This window comes from uncultured Capnocytophaga sp., from assembly GCF_937936315.1.
Classification (GTDB): Bacteria; Bacteroidota; Bacteroidia; order Flavobacteriales; family Flavobacteriaceae; genus Capnocytophaga.
Genome location: NZ_CALGWU010000001.1, coordinates 1 through 20006 on the forward strand (window position 1 = coordinate 1; position 20006 = coordinate 20006).

The 20006-nt window shown below is 38.0% G+C and carries 18 protein-coding genes; 8 read left to right on the top strand and 10 right to left on the bottom strand.

Going from position 1 to position 20006, the window contains the following annotated elements; all coding sequences use genetic code 11:
• Positions 1 to 254 precede the first annotated feature (254 nt).
• From Q0162_RS00005 to Q0162_RS00050, 10 genes are all read right to left on the bottom strand, one after another.
• Entirely contained in the window at positions 255 to 875 is a 621-nt protein-coding gene (locus Q0162_RS00005) for a DUF5683 domain-containing protein (RefSeq protein WP_297887082.1), read from the bottom strand.
• A complete protein-coding gene (locus Q0162_RS00010) occupies positions 868 to 1800 on the bottom strand; it encodes a ParB/RepB/Spo0J family partition protein (protein WP_297887085.1) in 933 nt (310 codons plus the stop codon). Before Q0162_RS00010 ends, Q0162_RS00005 begins: the two co-directional genes overlap by 8 nt.
• Positions 1800 to 2570 carry a ParA family protein gene (locus Q0162_RS00015; RefSeq protein WP_297887088.1) on the bottom strand — a complete coding sequence of 257 codons (771 nt, stop codon included), beginning with the start codon at positions 2568 to 2570 and terminating at the stop codon, positions 1800 to 1802. Before Q0162_RS00015 ends, Q0162_RS00010 begins: the two co-directional genes overlap by 1 nt.
• Before the next feature lie 13 nt (positions 2571 to 2583).
• Positions 2584 to 2889 carry a YbaB/EbfC family nucleoid-associated protein gene (locus Q0162_RS00020; protein ID WP_297887092.1) on the bottom strand — a complete coding sequence of 102 codons (306 nt, stop codon included), beginning with the start codon at positions 2887 to 2889 and terminating at the stop codon, positions 2584 to 2586.
• A gap of 47 nt (positions 2890 to 2936) precedes the next feature.
• Entirely contained in the window at positions 2937 to 4607 is a 1671-nt protein-coding gene (locus Q0162_RS00025; protein WP_297887096.1) for a putative transporter, read from the bottom strand.
• A 137-nt stretch (positions 4608 to 4744) separates the two neighbouring features.
• Positions 4745 to 6370: an L-glutamate gamma-semialdehyde dehydrogenase gene (pruA, locus tag Q0162_RS00030; protein ID WP_297887099.1), complete on the bottom strand. Its 1626-nt coding sequence runs from the start codon at positions 6368 to 6370 to the stop codon at positions 4745 to 4747.
• 167 nt (positions 6371 to 6537) lie between these two features.
• Positions 6538 to 7467, bottom strand: a complete 930-nt coding sequence (locus tag Q0162_RS00035) for a hypothetical protein (RefSeq protein ID WP_297887102.1) — start codon at positions 7465 to 7467, stop codon at positions 6538 to 6540.
• Between the two features lie 21 nt (positions 7468 to 7488).
• Positions 7489 to 8229: a hypothetical protein gene (locus Q0162_RS00040; protein ID WP_297887105.1), complete on the bottom strand. Its 741-nt coding sequence runs from the start codon at positions 8227 to 8229 to the stop codon at positions 7489 to 7491.
• A 13-nt stretch (positions 8230 to 8242) separates the two neighbouring features.
• On the bottom strand, positions 8243 to 10558 hold the full coding sequence (locus Q0162_RS00045; RefSeq protein WP_297887108.1) for a TonB-dependent receptor: 2316 nt from the start codon (positions 10556 to 10558) through the stop codon (positions 8243 to 8245).
• 30 nt (positions 10559 to 10588) lie between these two features.
• A complete protein-coding gene (locus Q0162_RS00050; protein WP_235607169.1) occupies positions 10589 to 10960 on the bottom strand; it encodes a hypothetical protein in 372 nt (123 codons plus the stop codon).
• 146 nt (positions 10961 to 11106) lie between these two features.
• Between Q0162_RS00050 and ccsA the strand changes: the two genes are divergently transcribed.
• From ccsA to Q0162_RS00090, 8 genes are all read left to right on the top strand, one after another.
• Positions 11107 to 13851, top strand: a complete 2745-nt coding sequence (gene ccsA / locus Q0162_RS00055; RefSeq protein ID WP_297887115.1) for a cytochrome c biogenesis protein — start codon at positions 11107 to 11109, stop codon at positions 13849 to 13851.
• Positions 13852 to 13898: 47 nt separating this feature from the next.
• Positions 13899 to 14861 (top strand): beta-ketoacyl synthase N-terminal-like domain-containing protein, encoded by a 963-nt coding sequence (locus tag Q0162_RS00060; RefSeq protein ID WP_297887127.1) that lies wholly within the window; start codon positions 13899 to 13901, stop codon positions 14859 to 14861.
• A gap of 676 nt (positions 14862 to 15537) precedes the next feature.
• A complete protein-coding gene (locus tag Q0162_RS00065) occupies positions 15538 to 16269 on the top strand; it encodes a polysaccharide deacetylase family protein (protein ID WP_297887130.1) in 732 nt (243 codons plus the stop codon).
• Positions 16266 to 16880 (top strand): outer membrane lipoprotein carrier protein LolA, encoded by a 615-nt coding sequence (locus Q0162_RS00070; protein WP_297887133.1) that lies wholly within the window; start codon positions 16266 to 16268, stop codon positions 16878 to 16880. Before Q0162_RS00065 ends, Q0162_RS00070 begins: the two co-directional genes overlap by 4 nt.
• Positions 16858 to 17460 (top strand): hypothetical protein, encoded by a 603-nt coding sequence (locus Q0162_RS00075; RefSeq protein ID WP_297887136.1) that lies wholly within the window; start codon positions 16858 to 16860, stop codon positions 17458 to 17460. Before Q0162_RS00070 ends, Q0162_RS00075 begins: the two co-directional genes overlap by 23 nt.
• A 9-nt stretch (positions 17461 to 17469) precedes the next feature.
• Positions 17470 to 17838 (top strand): 3-hydroxyacyl-ACP dehydratase, encoded by a 369-nt coding sequence (locus tag Q0162_RS00080; RefSeq protein WP_297887139.1) that lies wholly within the window; start codon positions 17470 to 17472, stop codon positions 17836 to 17838.
• A 139-nt stretch (positions 17839 to 17977) separates the two neighbouring features.
• Positions 17978 to 18586, top strand: coding sequence for a hypothetical protein (locus Q0162_RS00085; protein WP_297887143.1), 609 nt, complete (start codon positions 17978 to 17980; stop codon positions 18584 to 18586).
• On the top strand, positions 18579 to 19697 hold the full coding sequence (locus Q0162_RS00090; protein WP_297887145.1) for a hypothetical protein: 1119 nt from the start codon (positions 18579 to 18581) through the stop codon (positions 19695 to 19697). Before Q0162_RS00085 ends, Q0162_RS00090 begins: the two co-directional genes overlap by 8 nt.
• The last annotated feature ends 309 nt before the right edge of the window (positions 19698 to 20006 follow it).

Genomic DNA, 20006 nt, shown 5'->3' on the forward strand with positions numbered 1-20006 from the left:
TGTATGAGCTAATTATATTATTTTTTGTAGTTTTGCATTTTAAATTCTATTTTTCTCCAAAAAATAAAGCAATGGATAAAAAGATAGTGTATATGTAAAAAGCTGTTTGATACTATCAAAACAGCTTTAATGATGTAGGGAGATTACTTATTAAATCTAGCAATTCTACAATATTTTTGAGGAGTTGTAGAAAAAGCAAATGTATGCTTTTTTCTGAAGTTATCAGGTGTAAGAACTCAGTTTATTATTATTATTTATCTTTTGGATTTATATGTGAGAGTTAAACCAAATTGAGGCTGTGTGAGCAAATCGTTGTGGATAAAAGGTTCTAAAGTAAGTTGTTCATCTACATTGAACTGCTTGAGGTGGGCATCTACGTTTGCCTCAATAATATTTAAGGTATACAAAGCGACTCCTATGAGAATAGAGAGCTCCTTATTACGGCGATAGAACTGTATGCCTCGACGCAGTCCATCGGTACTGAGACGCGGTTGTCCATCTGAGCGATTGCCATAAAACTCATCATCAGTAAAGCCTTGTTGGCGACGTTTGTAGGCGGAGAGATAACGATCGTATTCCTTAGAGTTTTGGACATAGAAGTATATGGGAGTACCGATAGCAATATATACCAAAGGCACTTTCCAATAACTTTTGTTGTATATCTGTCCTAAACCTGGAATAACAGCTGAATAGAAAGCGGCTTTTGCGGGCGAAAGAGGATCGGTATTCCAAGTAACTTTTTTCATATTGTCTTGCATAACGGCTACCTGCATAGAGTTGGAGGGTACTTCCACCACTTCCTCTGTATCGTTTTGTGCGTATGAAATACCCCCTCCCATAAGGAGTGCCATTATGAAAACAATTGTTCTACTCATCTTTTTTGTTTAATAAACTTTGAATGCGTTTGAAATCTTCCTCTGAAGTAAAAGGGATAGTAAGGCTACCTTTACCATTTTTGCTCATTTTTACGGCAACTTTAGTGCCAAAAAAGTGATTGAAGCTACTCATATTTTCTTTGATATAAGTAGGAACTTCATTTTTGTTACTGCTTTTAGGTAGCTGTATACTCACAACATTAGGCGTTTCGGGGTTTTGCAAACGGCGTACGAGCTCCTCAGTATCACGCACCGATAAATTATCGGAAATGATGCGTTGGTACACTTCTGCTTGTTGCTCGGGGTTTTCTATGGCTATAATTGCACGACCGTGCCCCATAGAGATGAAGCCATCGCGTATACCTGTTTGAATGATGGGAGCGAGTTTGAGCAAACGCAAATAGTTGGTAATTGTAGAACGCTTTTTACCTACACGTTTACTCATTTGGTCTTGAGTGAGGTTTACCTGCTCTATGAGCTGTTGGTAAGAGAGAGCAATCTCTATAGGGTCTAAATCTTGGCGCTGAATATTCTCTACCAAAGCCATTGTAAGCGACTCGTTGTCGTCGGCAATGCGGATATAGGCAGGAATCGTTTTGAGTCCAGCTAATTTAGAAGCTCTAAAACGGCGTTCTCCAGAAATGAGTTGATATTTGTTTTCTCCGTCGAGTTTGCGTACGGTGATAGGTTGTACTACTCCTAATTCCTCAATAGAGGAAGCGAGCCCTTGTAACTCTTCTTCATTAAAAGAAGTACGAGGCTGAAAAGGGTTCGTTTCTATTAGGTCGAGTTCAAGTTCTATGATATTTCCTACGATCTTATCGGCGTTCTTATCTTTGATAGAATTGATAGCCACTTCGGGGCTATTGCCAAAAATAGCTGAAATACCTCTCCCCAAGGCAGGTTTTTTAGCAGGTTTCGTCATTATGCAGTTTTGTTTTTATCTATAATCTCTTGAGCTAAGTTGATGTGATTAGTAGCTCCTTTACTAGTGGCATCATAGTTGATGATAGTTTCGCCAAAACTAGGAGCTTCGCTAAGGCGTACGTTGCGTTGAATAATGGTTTTGAACACCATATCACTGAAGTGTTTTTGCACTTCTTCTACCACTTGGTTAGAAAGGCGTAAACGAGCATCATACATAGTGAGCAATAAGCCTTCGATATCTAAATCGGGGTTGAAGGTTTTTTGTACACTTTTAATAGTATTGAGGAGTTTGCCTAATCCTTCCAAAGCGAAGTACTCACATTGGATAGGCACAATCACCGAGTTAGCCGCTGTAAGAGCATTTAAGGTGATAAGTCCTAATGATGGAGCACAATCTATCAATATGTAATCATATTGGTCTTTGATAGGTTCTAAAGCTTTTTTGAGCATATACTCACGTTGTTCTTTATCAACCAATTCAATCTCAATAGCTACTAAGTTGATGTGAGCTGCAATAAGGTCGAGGTTAGGAGAACTAGTTTGAACAATCATATCTTTAGCCTCCATTGTATGTTCTAAAAGCTCGTAAGTACCGTGCTCAATAGAATCTACATCAATACCTAAGCCAGAAGTAGCATTTGCTTGTGGGTCGGCATCAATGAGTAATACTTTTTTTTCTAATACGCCTAAGGAGGCGGCTAAGTTCACAGAGGTAGTGGTTTTTCCCACGCCCCCTTTTTGGTTTGCAATAGCTATTATTTTACCCATAGATTTAGTGTTTTTAAAAGTTAAAGGGAAGCCCTTGCTTGGCTACATTAGCTAATTCTAATTCATTGAGTTCTGTAGCTTTGGCAATAGCCTTGTTGAGTGTGATAATCAAATAGTCCTCCAAGGCTTCTTTGTCTTCTAACAAAGCCTCGCTTATTTGAATGCTTTTAATTTCTCGATTGGCAGTAATTGTTACTTTTACGCTGCCATCAGGGGCAATTTCATCAACTAATACGTGATTTAAACGTGCTTTAGCCTCTTCTATTTTTTGCTGGGTTTCCTTGAGTTTCCCCATCATTCCCATCATATCTCCAAACATAATATTTTATTTTTTCAGAGGGCAAAAGTACAACTTTTTTTGAAACATCACACAAAAAATACAATCAATAATTGCGCTACCATTATTCGTAAGAAGGTAGTGAGCGGATATACACTTGCATAGGTAAGGGCAGGAATTTCGGAGTTAGACATATCATTAGCAAATGCCAAAGCAGGAGGGTCGGTAGAGGCACCAGAAAGCAAACCACAGATTTCCAAATAGTCTAATTTTGCTTTTAATCGAGCTACAATAGAGGTTACTAACAGAGGAATAAGAGTGATGAGAGCTCCTAAGCTCATCCAATATAGTCCATCACCGTGTAATAAGGTTTGAACGAATTGAGCTCTAGCGTCTAAGCCCACACTAGCAAGGAATAATACAATACCAATTTCGCGCACCATTAAGTTAGCACTTTGTGATACGTAGTGGGTAACTGAGAATTTACCGCCATAGCGACTTATCAATATAGCTACAATTAGAGGGCCTCCAGCAAGCCCTAAACGCACTGCACCTGGTATCCCTGGTATAGAGAAAGGAATACTACCTAATAGTACCCCAAGAGTGATACCCATAAAAAGTTCAGCAATATGAGGAGTTTGCAAACGGCGTTTAGAGTTACCAAACTCTTTACTAACAAGTTGTATGTGAGTTTCATCACCTATTACGGTAATAGTGTCACCAAACTGTAATTTTGTATTAGCAGAAGGAACAAACTCTACACCTGCACGGAATACACGGCTGATCGTTACTCCGAAACGTCGACGTACATCTAATTCAGCTAAAGTTTTGGTGAAAATAGCACGCTGTGTTACATTGATACGGCGCGAGGTGTAGCGCATATCTTTTTCATCAGGGAAATAATCGGTGATTGATACACTATCCCCCATTAGGGTAAAGAATTTTTCGTTCTCTCTTTGGTTGGCTACAATTAGAACTATATCGCCTTCTTCTATGTGAGTTTCGGCATTAGCTAATAAGATTTCACCTTTTCGGCACATACGTGAGATGGTGAAATCAAAATCGAGTGTTTTTTTGATAACACTTAATTTTTTTCCAAATAAAGAAGGGTTGGTAACTTTGATAGCAAAGCGGTTGATTACCACTTGGTCTTTAGAATGGCGCACGGCATTCAAACGTTTTTCGGTGTCTAAATTTACTTTGAAAATACTTTTTAAACCTAACATTACGATGATGATACCTAGTACGCCAAAAGGATAAGCTACAGCGTACATCGTAGTGAGTGATGGAGCTTCTTCACCAAATTTTTCGGCAAGAGCAGCGTTGGCAGCTCCTAATCCAGGAGTATTGGTTACAGCACCTGACATAATTCCTACTAAGGTAGACATATCAGTTTGAGTGATGTAGTGAATTCCTATAACAGTTAGTACACAAGTAACGATAGATAGGATTGCTAATAAATTTAGTTTGATACCTTCTCTTTTAAAGGCTGAGAAAAAACCAGGGCCTACTTGTAACCCAATGGTATAAACGAAGAGTATTAGCCCAAATTCTTTTATGAAGTGCTGAATATGCATATTAACAGTAAAGCCCATTTCAGCCATAGCAATACCTGCAAAAAGTACCCAAGCGATACCGAATGAGATGCCAAAAATTTTAATTTTTCCTAAGGCAACTCCCACTGCGATGACAACGCTGTACACTATCACAGTGTAAGCTACACTCTCGTGGTTAGTCATCAAATTCCAAAGCCATTCCATTTAATGTTTGATAATTAGTGTTTAATGATTAATGATTTAATGTTTATTATGTTTTATTATTTTATTTGTTATAAACTTTGCCAAAGACCGTAGCAGCATAAACTTTAAGGACTTTGGCAAAGTTAAATTATTATTTATTAGCCCAAGAATGGATAACGATAATCCACTGGTGGTACAAAAGTTTCTTTGATGAGGCGTGGTGATACCCAGCGCAATAGGTTTTGAGCTGATCCAGCCTTGTCATTAGTTCCTGAAGCACGAGCGCCTCCAAAAGGTTGTTGTCCTACAACGGCTCCTGTAGGTTTATCGTTTACATAGAAGTTACCTGCAGCGTTTTCGAGGACTTTTACAGCTTGATCTATCACGTAGCGATCGGTAGCAAATATTGCTCCAGTGAGAGCATAAGCTGAAGTTTCATCAACGAGTTTTAAGGTTTCTTCCCATTTGGCATCATCGTATACATATACAGTTACAACAGGACCAAAGAGTTCAGTTTCCATAGTGGTATAATGAGGGTTAGTAGTAACAATAACAGTAGGTTCTATAAAATAACCTTTACTCTTGTCGTAACCACCACCTACAAAAATTTCGGCATCCTTATCTTTTTTAGCTTGGTCTATATATTTAGCCAAATTATCAAAAGAATGTTCGTGAATAACAGCAGTGATGAAGTTTTCGAAGTTTTCGGGAGAACCCATTTTGAAAGACAAAACGTCTTCTTTTACGAAGGCTAAGGTCTCATCAGCTTTTGATTTAGGTAAATAAACACGAGAGGCAGCGCTACATTTTTGTCCTTGATATTCAAAAGCACCGCGAGTGATAGCCGTAGCTACTTGTTTAGGACAAGCGCTTGGGTGAGCGAGGATAAAGTCTTTACCGCCTGTTTCGCCTACTATCTTAGGATAAGTTCTGTAGTTATGAATATTGTTGCCTATTTTCTTCCAAATATCTTGGAAAACATTGGTAGAACCTGTAAAGTGGATACCTGCAAAATGCGGACTAGCAAGAAGAGTATCAGTAATCATAGCAGCATCGCCGTGTAGCACGTTGATAACTCCATCTGGTAAGCCTGCTTTTTTAAATACTTCTACTATCATATTAGCAGAGAAGATTTGAGAAGTGCTTGGTTTCCAAATTACTACGTTACCCATTAGAGCAGCACTTGCTGGCAAGTTGCCCGAAATAGCAGTAAAGTTAAACGGAGTAACAGCATACACGAAACCTTCTAAAGGGCGATACTCTACGCGATTCCATACACCTTCTGAAGAATTTGGTTGATCGTTATAGATGTTAGCCATAAACTCTACGTTGAAGCGCAAGAAGTCTATTAGCTCGCAAGCAGAATCTATTTCAGCTTGGTGCACTGTTTTAGACTGAGCAATCATCGTAGCGGCGTTCATTTTGGCGCGGTAAGGACCAGCAATAAGGTCAGCAGCTTTTAAGAAGATAGCGGCGCGTTCTTCCCACGCGAGAGCAGCCCATTTCTTACGAGCTTCAAGGGCTACAGCTATCGCTTTTTCTACCTCTGCTTTGCTAGCGTTGTGGTAAACGCCCAAGCAGTGCTTGTGGTCGTGTGGAGGGTGCATCTCGCTCGTATTGCCAGTGCGTACTTCCTCACTGCCAATGTATAGCGGAGCATCTACACGGGTGTTCCATAATTCTTTGTAGGCTTTGAGCACCGCTTCGCGCTCAGGGCTTCCTAGTGCATAACTCTTTACAGGCTCATTGACAGCCTTAGGTACTTTAAAAAAACCTTTTCCCATTGTTATTTCGTGTTTTAAGTTGTTAAAAATAAATTAGAAATTTTCGGCTAAGATACGACAATTATTTGAACCTACAAATTTTAGAAAGGAAATCATATAAAAACTTTGCCAAAGGTCATAACTTGTTGTATTATGACCTTTGGCAAAGTGATGTTATTTATTTTGTTTTACAAGAAAGTACCACTACTTTCAGGATCGAGGGTTGATGAGAGAATATCGTTTCGGTCTTTTTCGATTTCGGCTTTGGTCGCGCCAAATTCGCGCATTGCATCTTCTATTTGTTCATCTTCTGCTATGATATCTGTATAGATATGAATAGGGATTTTCACTTCCATAACTTTGTTAGCAGGAAGGGTACTATAAGTTAATCCAGTGGGTTTGGTAGTAAAATAGCCTAATACGATTTTTAAATCGAAATTTACATAAGCTCTTTTGATTTCGAAGAATCCTTTCAATCCTATTTGCTCTCTACGGAGTACTCCTTTAGGGGCATTTGGATTTTTATCATAATTACCGCCTTTGATATACAATTCTTCAGGATTGGTATCGCGGTATTTGTAACGCAAGGCTTCAGCTTGGGTAGGTACTGTAGTATTGCTAGCTACCGCTGTGAAATTATCGGCGATAAAGAAGAATTGATAGTGATTAGGTGCCTGACCTGTAGTCAACAGTGAGTTTATACGTTTACCCTCTTTATCATAGAAGATAAGTTCTATTCCAGAGAGTGATACTCCAGCTTGATCATTACTTCCTTCCCAACGGATAGCGGTAGGATTATCGTTTGCTGGGGTAATAACGCCATTTTTGTTCTCAAAATAGAAACGTTGTACTGTTTTGAGGTATTTCACGGGGTAGTCGGGGTTACCATGGAAATAGCCGTGAGAATGCCCTTTGGTAAAACGCACTTCAAGTCGGCTCCACTTAGCTACAAACTCTTCGGTAGTAGCTGTGGTGGTGGAGGTAGTGGTAGCGGTAGTGGTAGAAGATTGCGTAGTAGGAGGGGTTACTTTATTATCGTCTTTACTGCAAGAGACAGAAAGAAAAGTAACAAATATTGACAGTAATGAGATTTTAAAAAAGTCGTATATATTTTTCATCGTTTTTTAATGTTAAAAAGGTTATTGTTTAATTTGTACAGGGAGTGTCATATCAGAGTCTAATTGAAAGGCATCTGAATACTCCACAACATTGTAAGGGCGTTCTTCTTGGGTTTGAGGTTTGAGCTTGTTGGCAGTGAGGAAATGTGCTAACTTGATACGCAATTTATAATCGCCCGCATTAGCCTCGTCTTTGATGTGAAAGACGCCTTTTAGACCGATAGGGTCACGTAGTTCAGGGTGTTTTTTATCCCAAGTGCGCAAGCGCAAATTCACCCCTTGTGTACCATAAGTACCATTTTCGGGGTCGGTATCTTGATATTCATAACTTACCGTTTTGTTCATAGCGGTTACCATTGCATCTCTTCCGTCTTTATTTCCGGGATAATCTCCTTGAAATAACTGAAAGAAATGTTGGTGAATAGGCGCCATTTTGGCAGTTACAAACTCGTGGTTCATACGCGCATTATTGTTGTAATATACGATTTCGAAGCGGTATTCGTGTCCTATTTGCCATTGTATAGGGGTATTGATGTCATATACTATATCTTTAGGTGACTTATTAGCGGTGCGCTCTTGTACCTCGTTAGTGCCTATATCGGTAATGATAAACTGCACCTTATCAGGCATATCGTGCCCTCTGTCCTTAGTTTCATCAGTAGGAGCTTTAGGTTGGGTATTGTCTTTACTACAGCTGCTTGCTGCAAAACATATTATAGCTATTAAGCTAATAGTTTTAAAAAAATGTGATATTTTTTTCATTTTTGATGTCTTTTTAAAAATTATAAATCAATCTTACAAATACATTTCTACCCAAATCGTGTGCGTAATATCTAAAACGATTGGTATATTCCTTGTATTCAGTGTTTAAAAGGTTTTCAGCAGAAAGCCTTATTCCTAAAGTTTGCTGCTCTCCTATCTTCAGAGTTGTTCCTATGCTAGCCTCAAAAAGGTGATAAGCATCGGGGGTAGTAGGAACTAACTCTTGAGCTGCTTCAAAGCGCGTTTGTTTGGCTACAAAGGTATGTTCTATACCTATGGTAAAGTTTCTTAACAATCCTCTATTGCTGTCTACATTCCATTTTAACTGCTGACTCACACGTGGAGCAGGGATAAATGGAAAATAACGCTTAGTTTGCATCTCATTGGCAAATACTACAGAGCCTTTCACTTCATAACTTAGCTCGTTGTCACTTTGATTATACCATTTCACCAGAGATAATTTAGCTTCGAGGTCTATGCCTCTAAAGAAAGCATCTGCTTGAGTGTACTGAAAGATAGGGTACACACCCGAAAATAGAGTGCGCACTTCTCCCGTAGGATAATCGTAAATGTAGTTTTTTATCCATTGTAGGTACATATCTACATTCACTCGTAGTCTTGGCCGATTATAAGCAAAAGAAGTAAGCCATTTAAGCCCTGTTTCCGATTGTAGTGTCTCATCGCCTAAGTCATAGGTGCCTGCCCCGTGGTGTAACCCACTGCTGTACAGCTCATTTACGTGAGGAGCACGCCATGCTACTCCTATATTTGTACTAAGGTCTATCCATTTATAGTGGTATGATGCTCCTCCTGTATAAGTCAGATTATGAAACTGATGTTCGCCCCCGTAGCGTTGTGAATACATATCGTAACCATCAGCATTGAGGTATTTGTAGTCATACCTAAGCCCAGCTTCAGCCATCCATCTATTAGAGTGATAACGCTGTATCCCAAAAACTCCATAGCTAAGCGAAGCAAAGTTAGGGATTACAGGTACCACCCCAGTGCCAGGTTGGTTATAGTTATCTTGCTTACCAAAACTACCTCCTAAGGTTGTTTGCCAATAATTATAACTATTTTCCCAATCTACATCAAGGGTGTGAGTGGTGAGCTCCATATTCAGCGCAGGGATACGTGTTCTATCCATTCGGCGCACACTAAACTCTTGGCGTATATCCTTCTGAAAAGCGTATTGAGCGGTGAGTTTACCGCCAAAAGGCAAATAGTAAAACGCTTTAGTTTTCAATAGATGATGCACTACCTTTTGTTTAGGAGCGTTAATAGTGTACGAAAACGGATAAGTAGTCAGCGGCCTGCCGATTTCAAACCTGCCTAATAGGTCGTCTAAATTACCGATGTGAGAACCATAAAACACACTACTTTCGTTCTCATAACGGCTGTAAAACACTTCAGCAGTACCTTGCTTTTTTTGTACACCCGTAGCTACTGAAAAGTTTGCCTCACGAGCAGCGGTATTGTTTAGCAGATAGCTGGCAGTACTAAGGTCTCCAGAGCGTTTCAGCGTACCTTGTACGCGCCACGCCCACGAATGGGAATTAGGTACAGAACCTTCTATACTTGCAGTCAGAGCTGATTTTCTACCGTTAGACGCAAATGAAGGTAATAACCTGCCGTGCATACCATCACCATAAGGCAATTTCTTAGGCGCTATGAGGATTACTCCCCCAAGAGCATCTGAACCATACCGCACAGCATTAGCTCCTTTTACTATCGTTATTTGGTCGGCAACCATAGGGTCTATTTCAGGAGCGTGATCAGCTCCCCATTGTTGTCCCTCTTGGCGCACCTCATTGTTGAGTATTAAGATACGATTGCTGTGCAAACCGTGAATAACAGGTTTAGCAATGCTAGCTCCCGTTTGTATCATTGAGATCCCTGCTACTTGGGTAAGTACTTTGGCTAATTCGTCACCCGAATGCTGTATAAAATTCTCTTTTTTGATAACATTTAGGATGCAAGGCAATTTGCATTCCACTACAGAAGTGTTATGACCTACCACCGTTACTGCATCTAACTGACTAACAGTTTCTTTCATCACCACTTTATAAGGTTGAGCAATGGGTATACTGATAGTAGCTTCGTAATCGTGATAGCCAAGATAGGTAATTTTGATAGGGAGAGTCCCTTTAGTAAGTTTTTCAATAGTTACTTTGCCGTTGGAATCTGTTAGGTAGTGTTTTCCCATAAAGTGTACCACTGCACCTACCAAAGGCAATTGCTGTGTGTCTTCTACTTGCAGTTGTAATCGGCTTTGTCCAAAAGAGGAAAGCGCACACAAAAGCAGCAGAAGGGATAATATCTTTTGCATAAGAATTTAATTTGAAAAATAGTCGGTTTTTCAATTTGCTAATTTAGCAAATTGACTCATTGACAAACCAACTGGGGGACCTCTTGAAAAGATAGCAAAGGCGGTTTGAGGAATGCCTTTTTCAATAAAGAAGAATACAGTGGAAACTGTTTGCTCCCATAAATGATAGGTAAAGAAAGAAGGAGCAAAAAACTGATGTAACTGCAAAAAGATACAATCATAATGAGTATCTACAGCTGAAAGATGCGATTCGTGATGACATTCATCACCTGTAGCTATAGCGCATAATTCTTCCTTAGTGTGGTGATTATGAAAGAATTCACCCACTGGGAAAGCTACCTTTAGCATACATAAGAGAAGCAAAAAGGCAAAGATGCGTGTATATACTGATTGTTTCTTCATCGTTTTCAATTTGCAAAATTACTAAATAGTTATGAAATAGCAAAGAATTAATAGTTAGTTTTTATCATTAGAGAACTTAGATTTACTAAACAACTCTTACTTTTTTGCTAAATTGCTAATTTTTCTATACTTTTGCCCCTTGATTTATGACAATACAGAAACTCATATCCTTCATTTATTCTACCAAGCTAATGGCAATTCTCTTCATTACTTTTGCCATAGCTATGGCAGTGGGTACTTTCGTAGAAAACGATTACGATACCGATACCGCCCGCATTTGGGTGTATAACACTTGGTGGTTTGAGGCGATAATGGGGCTTTTTGTGGTAAATTTTATAGGGAATATCTCCCGTTACCGATTGCTCAAAAGAGAGAATTGGGCAGTGCTTGTATTGCACCTTTCGTGGGTGTTTATCATCATAGGGGCTGGGGTTACGCGCTACTTTGGCAATGAAGGTGTTATTTCTCTAAGCGAAGGAGAAACTACAAATACTTACCTTTCCGACCGCACTTATATCACTGCAATGGTAGATGGTAATTATCAAGGAGCTCCCTTGCGTAAAAAGAAACAAAAAGAGGTGCTTTTTTCTTCACATACCTCTAATCATTATCAGTGGTCGTCTGACTTTAAAGGCAAACCTTTTAGCATTACGTGTAAATCGTTTAAACACATAGCTGAGGGGATGAATGCCATAGTATTAGAGGTTGTTTCAGACAATGAACACAAAGAAGTAACTATAATGGGTAAACGCGGTGTACAACACCCTCCTGCCACAATCACTTTGAACGGCTTGCAGTTTCACCTAAGCTACGGAGCACGCGAAGAAAAATTGCCTTTTAGTCTCACCCTCAACGATTTTATAGCCGAAAAATACCCTGGTACTGAGAATAGTTATGCTTCCTTTAAAAGCAAAGTAACTGTGAGTGGGGGAGGAGAGAGTTTTCCTTATGATATTGAAATGAACCATATTCTCAATTATCAAGGTTATCGTTTGTTCCAATCTTCTTTTCACCCCGATGAACAAGGTACTATATTATCGGTAAACCACGACTTTTGGGGTACCCTCATCACTTACATAGGTTATATACTGCTCTTCGGCAGTCTGCTGGCGTTTATGTTTGTAGGCAAATCCCGATTTAGGAAACTCAATCAGCAACTTAAAGATTTGCAAGCCAAAAGGGTTGCAATAGTTTTGGCATTATGTTTTGGCTCTTTGGCTACAGCCCAAACTCCTATGCTTGTCCCCAGCAAACCCCACGCTGAAAAGTTTGGTGCAATGCTCATTCAAGATGATGGGCGCTTTAAGCCCGTGAATACCTTCTCTTCAGAACTCTTGCGCAAACTTAGCAAACACGATACTTATAAAGGTTTAACTTCTGATCAAGTTTTGCTTTCTATGCTCCTCAGTCCACAAGCGTGGTATGAGTCGGACATTATCTATGTAAAGAAAGCTAATGACAGTTTGCATCGTTTTTTGGGAGTTCCCGAAGGAAGCAAATGGGTAAAACCTAAAGATTTTTTTGATGCAAATGGGCAGTACAAGCTCGCTCCTTTATTGAAAGATATTTACAACACAAATACTCCTAACCAATTTCAAAAAGATTTTAAGGAAGTAGACCAACGTATTGGGTTGATTAACAGAGCATTACAAGGCGATATCTTTAAGGTCTTCCCTGTGCCTAATGACCCTAATCATAAGTGGATTTCGCACTTAGATTACGTAAACGACACCCTCCAAATCACCGACCCGCTGTACAAACAATTTGTAAAAAACGCACTGCCAGCTTACCTTATTTTGCTACAACAAGCCACTGAAACAGGTGATTATAGCAAAGCCAATAAGGTGCTTAACAATATCAAGCTACAACAAGAATTCTATTCAGCTGAGGTATTACCTTCACCTGCGAAAGTACAAACTGAATTGTGGTACAATCGCATCAATATTTTTGAACAACTCTTTCAAGCGTATTTGTATCTTGGTACAGTGCTATTTATAGTGCTATTATGGCATATTTTTACACCAAAACGAATTTTTAGAAGACTTACCCAAATAGGTATAGCCTTGCTATGGCTCTGTTTTATTCTGCATACTGTGGGACTTATTGTTCGTTGGTATCTCTCGGGGCACGCACCTTTTAGTGATGCGTATGAGAGTATGATATATGTAGGATGGTCGGCTATTGGGGTAGGGCTTTTCTTTTCTCGACGTTCACCTCTTACAGTTGCTGCTACGACTTTTGTAACCGCTATGATACTGATGATTGCGCATTGGAATTGGATGGATCCTGCTATTGGAACTCTCCAACCCGTACTCAATAGCTATTGGCTGATGCTGCATGTTGCTGTGATTGTAGGTAGTTATGGACCTTTTGCTTTAGGAATGCTCTTAGGTATTATCAACCTCTTACTGATGATAGTCACTACTCGCAAGAACGCTCATAGAATCAACCTTATACAACAAGAACTCACTATCGTAAACGAATTAGCTCTTACAGTGGGGCTCGTGATGCTCACCATAGGCAACTTTTTAGGAGGTATGTGGGCAAACGAAAGCTGGGGACGTTATTGGGGCTGGGATCCAAAAGAAACTTGGGCATTGATTAGCATTATGGTTTACGCCTTGGTGATACACCTGCGCTTGATACCCCATTGGCGCGGACGATGGGCGTTTAATTTTATGAGTATTGTTGCATTTGCTAGTATTCTAATGACTTATTTTGGCGTGAATTTCTACCTTACAGGTATGCACAGCTATGCCACAGGTGATAAAATTATCACCCCTACTTTTGTGTATTATGCTGTGGGTATAGTGCTGTTGTTAGGACTGGTATCGTATTTGAGAGTGAGAAGTGCATCACAAGTTTTACCTAACTCTAATACTAATTCCTAATTTCTAACTCCTAAATTGTTAATTATTAATTGTAAATTGTTAATTGAATGAAGTCTTATATCAACGGAATAGCCTGCATCTCGGCTCAACCTACTTTCTTAACTCCTCATTTCCTCGATGAAGCCCTAAAGGTTACTCCAGAGGAAGTGTGTTACGCTCAAGAACCTTCTTATAAAGAATATATTGCCTCTAATGCCAGTCGTCGTATGGCTAAAGGTGTAAAAATGGGTATAGTCACTGCTACCGAAGCCTTAAAAGAAGCGCATATCACTACCCCTGATGCTATTTTGGTGGGTACGGGTATGGGATGCCTGCAAGATTCTGAAAAATTCCTTACAGCGCTTATCAATGATAACGAGGAGCACCTCACCCCCACGGCTTTTATACAATCTACTCATAATACTGTTGCGGGGCAGATAGCTCTTTTGTTGCAGTGCAAAGGAGAAAACTTTACCTATGTAAATGGGACTGTATCATTTGAATCAGCTTTGTTAGATGCCAAAATGCAAATGGAACAAGACACTATCAATACGGCTTTGGTAGGAGGTGTAGATGAACACAGTCCGCACACTTTGTATTTATATGATTTAGTAGGGCTTGACCAAAAAGGAGAAGGCGCAAGTTTCTTTGCATTATCAGCAGAGGCTACCCCCAATACCTATGGAGAACTTGTGGATGTAGCTTTGTACAATGAACTCACTCCCGAGCAACAACAAACAGCCCTAAACGACTTTCTTTCTCGCCACCATCTTACCCTCTCTAATATAGACTTGATACTTACTGGTGAAGCAGAAAACCGTTCTTGGCAACGCCCTACCTTGCACTACAAAACCCTGAGTAGCGAGTATTACACAGCCTCAGCTTTCGGATTTTGGTTGGCTTGCCAAGTACTACAAAAGCAAACCCTTCCTGCCATTTGTGAGCTTACTCTCTCTACTCCCATACAATATATCTTATTAGTAAATTCATATAGGGGCAAAGATTTTAGTTTTGTACTGTTGAAGAAATAAAAGAGGTTGTTTGAAAAGTATTAAAATTGACTTTACAACTTGTGTCTTTGGCAGAGTTTCACACTTTGTTAAATTTTATTACATTGATAATCAAGTGTTTTAGAGTGTTTTGTGTAGGGGCGTTTTGTAAACGCCCACATAAATAGAACTTTTTCGGACTGTCCCTTCATTGTAAAAAGGTTACCAAAGTTTGATCTTTATTTTGTAGGATCTTTTCAAAATTAAACTTTTCAGATAGTATCTTTCCATTTTATATTTATTGTATTTAGCATTATACGAGTATTTTAATTTGAAAATCTACTAATGTTTAAATTTCCTCATTAGTGCTGATAAATAAAGTTATGTATAAAATCTCTTTTTGAAAGATAGATAAATATATTAAGATTGATAGTAAAACGCTTTTAGTTTAAATTTCTTCAAAAAGTTTTGTCTAAAAGAATAAAAAGATCTTTTCAATAAAAAACTGAATTTCTATGTTTCAAGAAAAAATAATTAAAATATTTGTAAGGAAGTAAAATGTATGTTACTTTTGCCGTGCTGAAAAAACTCCTATGTTACAAGATACAAAGTGTTTAATATTAGCTTAAATATAATACCACTCCTGATTTTGTATAAATCTATGAGATTCTTAGGAGATTTTTCCTAACAAAACATCAACTCTCTATTATTTAAAACATTGAACAAACATCTTTTTACAATCGCAATATTTGTCACTGCTCTTATAACAGCATTTATACAAAATGCCCCTTGGTGGGGGTATGTGTTATTAATAGTACTCTTTTTAGGCATTACCTCTTGGGGTGTATTCGACATTCGCCTCTCTTATTTTGTTAAAACACAATACTTCTTAAAAGAGCGTCCGGTAAAAACAGTAGTGCTAACTTTTGATGATGGTCCTTCAGAACTCACACCACAATTCTTAGATCTATTGCAGCAATACAATGCCAAAGCAGTCTTTTTTTGTGTAGGTGAACAGATACAAAAGTATCCAGAGGTCATTAAGCGTATGCAAGCTGAAGGTCATTTAGTGGCAAATCATACCTTCACCCATCAACCTAAAAATATTCTGCACGCAAAAGCCCTTGCTAACGAAATTCTCCATACCGATGAAACGTTGGCACATTTGGATATCGTTACTCCATATTTCCGACCTCCATACGGAATCACCTCACCACCCGTTGCTAGAGCAATTCGGGCAACAGCTAAAAAAGCTATAGGATGGGATGTACGCTCATTAGACACCGTAATACACGATGAAGACAAGCTTTTTCATCGCATTGTGCGCAAACTTACCAATGGTAATATCATATTGATGCACGACCGTCTGCCCCATACCCTTACCGTTTTGGAACGCTTATTGCAGTACCTCAAAGAAAATAACTATACAATTACAAACAATTTAGAATGAAAAAACTCTTAATATTTCTTATTTGTGTTGCACCTTTAACAATCAGTGCCCAAGCCCTTACTGAAGCCCAAATACGCGACTTCAAAGCACAAACTATTGCTAAAAACAAGTCAATCCAAACAATGCAAGCCAATTTTACTCAGAAAAAACACTTGGATTTTATGAGTAAGGATATTGAGACTTTTGGTAAAATGGCATTCGCTAAACCCGATAAACTGAATTGGCAATACACTAAACCTTACCAGTATCGCATTGTTTTTCAGAAAGATAATATCACGGTGAACGATGCAGGTAATGTCTCACAGATGAAAGCTGATAATAAAGTATTTAAAAAAATAAATAACCTTATTGTGAGCTCTATCAGCGGTGATATGTTCAACGAGAAAGAGTTTGCTATGACCTTTGCCAAATCGGGCAAAAGTACATTGGTAAAACTATTGCCCAAGGATAAGACACTTTTGAAATATGTGAGCGAAATACATCTCTATTTCGATGTCGATAGTGTAGTAGAGCGCGTAAAACTGATAGAACCTTCTAAAGACTACACCGAAATCCTATTCAGCAATAAAAAACTAAATACAAAAATTGATGAAGCAAATTTTAAAATGTAGTCTGTTTGCTTTCTTGCTTGCTAGCTGCTCACCTTCTTATAAGCTCCCTGCTGAATACCACTCGGTTGTTACAACTCAAACAATTATTGCAAATCCCCACATAAGGGTAGGAGAGGAGTATCTCTATCGAGCTACTATTACTGCTTATGGTCACACTTTTAGTGGACTCTTAGCAGCTAAAATTACCGCAGATAATACGTGGCGAGTAGCCCTCACTACCGATTTTGGGAATACACTTTTCGATTTTGAAAACCAAAATGGAAAGATTAAAACGAACTATGTAACCCCCGACTTGAATAAGAAAATTGTCATCAATACCCTTACAACCGACTTTCAAAAGTTACTACATACTCATTTTACAGTCATTCAAAAATATACTGATGGTACAACTGAGGTGCAAAAATGCAAGGATGGTAGTGATACAATCTATTTATTTATTTCAGGGAACAATCTCTTCAAACAGCTTAATATGCAAGCTGAGAAGTTGTACACCACCTTTATATATAATCCTAGCAACATAACTATAGAACACCACTCCCTTACCATTAAAATAGTTTTAGAACCCCTTGTTAATTTTTAATTATTAAAGATGTTAAAAGATTTTTATACCCTCAATATTTTAGAAAAGCAAGATACTGAAAATTATCTCTGCACCCTTACCCTAAATCCTCAACACCCTATTTTCGAAGGACATTTTCCTAACAACCCTATCACACCAGGAGTGTGTATGATGCAAATCATCAAAAATCTCACTGAGGAAATTACAGGGCATAAACTTTTCTTAGCCAAAACTACAAATGTAAAGTTTATGGCGCTTATCAACCCTATAACTCACCCCGTATTGCAACTCACACTCGCCATTCAATATAAAGATGCTAATATACAAGTGAAAAATACAACCTCTTTTGATGAAACAGTCGCATTAAAACTTACGAATTTATACAAAATACTATCTTAAAAAGTTCGTTTTCTTACTCATTGTGTAAAATGAAAAAAAATAGTTAAAAAAATTGCGCTATGTAAAATAAAATAACTACTTTTGCAATCATTTTAAAAAAAGTATAACAAACAAATAACACTAAAAAGCAATATTAATAGTGGAAAAGGAACGAAAAAAATTTACAGAGAAGAGTTACGAGAAGTTGAAAAATGCAATTCAAGAGATTGTAAATGAGGAGGATAAAAAAGAAGTATACGCACTATCTTTTTGCTACACCTGTGATGATGACGATTTGCGATTTCCTAAAATTACACTGAGTTATAACACCCTTTCAAATGTAAAAGAAGAAAGTTACAATGCCGCTTCTAAAGAAGACGCTAAGTGGAATTTTGATTATTGGTTACAAACTGAAATGGAAACCATAGGAGGTAAAAAGGACAAACTACTCAAACAGTGGTTTGCAAAAACTCCTCACTTCTATACAGATGAAGAAAACGATCGAGCGATAGAAGAAGACGAAGATTTGTACGACAAACTCCTTAAGAAAGGAGATAGATTTTGCAAAGAATTTATAAAAGAAGCTATTGCCCTTGCCAAACAGTTGTTAGATGAAGGAGAAATAGAAAAAATATTCGGTCGTAATATTCCTATTATTATTCATCAGCAAGATTTTGAAGAAACTCCCATTATTTGGACTAAAAAAGCCAATCCTGCCAAACTCATTAAAGAGTTTTTGGAATACTGGGATGGTGATGACGATGAATAAAAGAACAATCTACACTTTGCCAAAGCTGCGAATACCTCAAAAGGCTCGTATCTTTGGTTATTTTTTATATTTATTCCTGATTTTTAGTGATATGCAAATACTATTTATCTTATTATCTCTTTTTTCTACAACCCTTTGCGCACAAGCAGCTTTCAATGCACGTGAAGTAGATGCTATCGCTTATGATGATAGTGGTAATTATACATTCTTCCAAAAATTAAGAAATGGAAACTATAGGGCTTTAGATTTAGATTTTGATGTTAAATACCCCATAAAAGATAATTTCTTTAAATTTTTATCTCCTTATTGGAGGAAAGATGATGATGAGTATTCTGAAGAAGAGATTTTAGAAGACAATACTGAAATAATATTTACTAAAGATATAAGTAAAACTTCATTTCAGGATTTTGTAGGAAAAACGTATTGGTGTGATACAGTAAAATCCTCTGAAGAGAGAGAAGAAGGACATATTATTTGTGAAATGGTAAATAATCATACCGCAGTGCTGGCACGCATAGCTAATAAGATACCCACTTATGGTTTTGGTCAGTATATTATTGATACTCCTAAAGATACACCTCGTTGGATTACTTTTGATACAGAGCAATATGCTATTTTGATGCTAAAACTAAAAGATAGTAAACAAATATATCTGTTTATTAATGAGAATGGAGATTTGGAGAAAGTTTTTATTCCTATGGGAGATAAAATAGTTTTGATAGATGAAGCTAAGTACACTTTTAGAAAAATCACATCAGAAATATATAATCTCAAAAATTATCGTTATAGCACTCGTGATTTTGATGATTATTTTGAAATATTTCCTAAGGGTAAGAAATATGAAATTATAGACATATTTAAGAATAAAGCTCTTTTGGGAACCTATGACACTATTATTAGGAATGATACTTTTATCATTACTAAAAATAAAGAAGAGGTAAATATTTATAACCAATTCTTTCAAAAACTGAATTGTGGAAAGGTAAAAAACGCTCATTTAATTAATTTAGCAGTCGAGGTAGAGGATGAGCAAGGAGTAAAATATTACGATAGCACAGGGAAGAGTATACCTAAATCAGCATTGAGAGAATTTAGCTGTGGTACGAGATAGTTAGTACTCCTTATAAATATCTTACATCTAAGAAGCTATTTTTAAAATTCCTACTAATAAAAATTATTTTTTATTCTCAACCCTCCCACCCTCAGTCTCCCTTTTCCAGCTTGTCCCCCTTCGGGGTTGTCGGCAATTGCCGAGTAAGTGAGTCGGGGGTTATCCCATCCCTCTCACCACTCCCATCGCTCCTATCCCTGCCCGTGCGGCTCGCACCCCATCCCTGCCCGTGCGGCTCGCACCCCTCCGAGTTTCTCCGAGTCTCTCCGAGTTTTTCTTCAAAAAATATTTCTCTCATTTTCAACTAAC

Bases quoted from the DNA above. Each gene is read 5' to 3' on its own strand.
- Q0162_RS00005 (WP_297887082.1), bottom strand. From the start codon at position 875: ATGAGTAGAACAATTGTTTTCATAATGGCACTCCTTATGGGAGGGGGT.
- ccsA (WP_297887115.1), top strand. From the start codon at position 11,107: ATGACAATACAGAAACTCATATCCTTCATTTATTCTACCAAGCTAATG.
- Q0162_RS00090 (WP_297887145.1), top strand. From the start codon at position 18,579: ATGAATAAAAGAACAATCTACACTTTGCCAAAGCTGCGAATACCTCAA.
- Q0162_RS00020 (WP_297887092.1), bottom strand. From the start codon at position 2,889: ATGTTTGGAGATATGATGGGAATGATGGGGAAACTCAAGGAAACCCAG.
- Q0162_RS00025 (WP_297887096.1), bottom strand. From the start codon at position 4,607: ATGGAATGGCTTTGGAATTTGATGACTAACCACGAGAGTGTAGCTTAC.
- Q0162_RS00060 (WP_297887127.1), top strand. From the start codon at position 13,899: ATGAAGTCTTATATCAACGGAATAGCCTGCATCTCGGCTCAACCTACT.
- Q0162_RS00075 (WP_297887136.1), top strand. From the start codon at position 16,858: ATGAAGCAAATTTTAAAATGTAGTCTGTTTGCTTTCTTGCTTGCTAGC.
- Q0162_RS00080 (WP_297887139.1), top strand. From the start codon at position 17,470: ATGTTAAAAGATTTTTATACCCTCAATATTTTAGAAAAGCAAGATACT.
- pruA (WP_297887099.1), bottom strand. From the start codon at position 6,370: ATGGGAAAAGGTTTTTTTAAAGTACCTAAGGCTGTCAATGAGCCTGTA.
- Q0162_RS00070 (WP_297887133.1), top strand. From the start codon at position 16,266: ATGAAAAAACTCTTAATATTTCTTATTTGTGTTGCACCTTTAACAATC.
- Q0162_RS00010 (WP_297887085.1), bottom strand. From the start codon at position 1,800: ATGACGAAACCTGCTAAAAAACCTGCCTTGGGGAGAGGTATTTCAGCT.
- Q0162_RS00035 (WP_297887102.1), bottom strand. From the start codon at position 7,467: ATGAAAAATATATACGACTTTTTTAAAATCTCATTACTGTCAATATTT.
- Q0162_RS00050 (WP_235607169.1), bottom strand. From the start codon at position 10,960: ATGAAGAAACAATCAGTATATACACGCATCTTTGCCTTTTTGCTTCTC.
- Q0162_RS00040 (WP_297887105.1), bottom strand. From the start codon at position 8,229: ATGAAAAAAATATCACATTTTTTTAAAACTATTAGCTTAATAGCTATA.
- Q0162_RS00015 (WP_297887088.1), bottom strand. From the start codon at position 2,570: ATGGGTAAAATAATAGCTATTGCAAACCAAAAAGGGGGCGTGGGAAAA.
- Q0162_RS00045 (WP_297887108.1), bottom strand. From the start codon at position 10,558: ATGCAAAAGATATTATCCCTTCTGCTGCTTTTGTGTGCGCTTTCCTCT.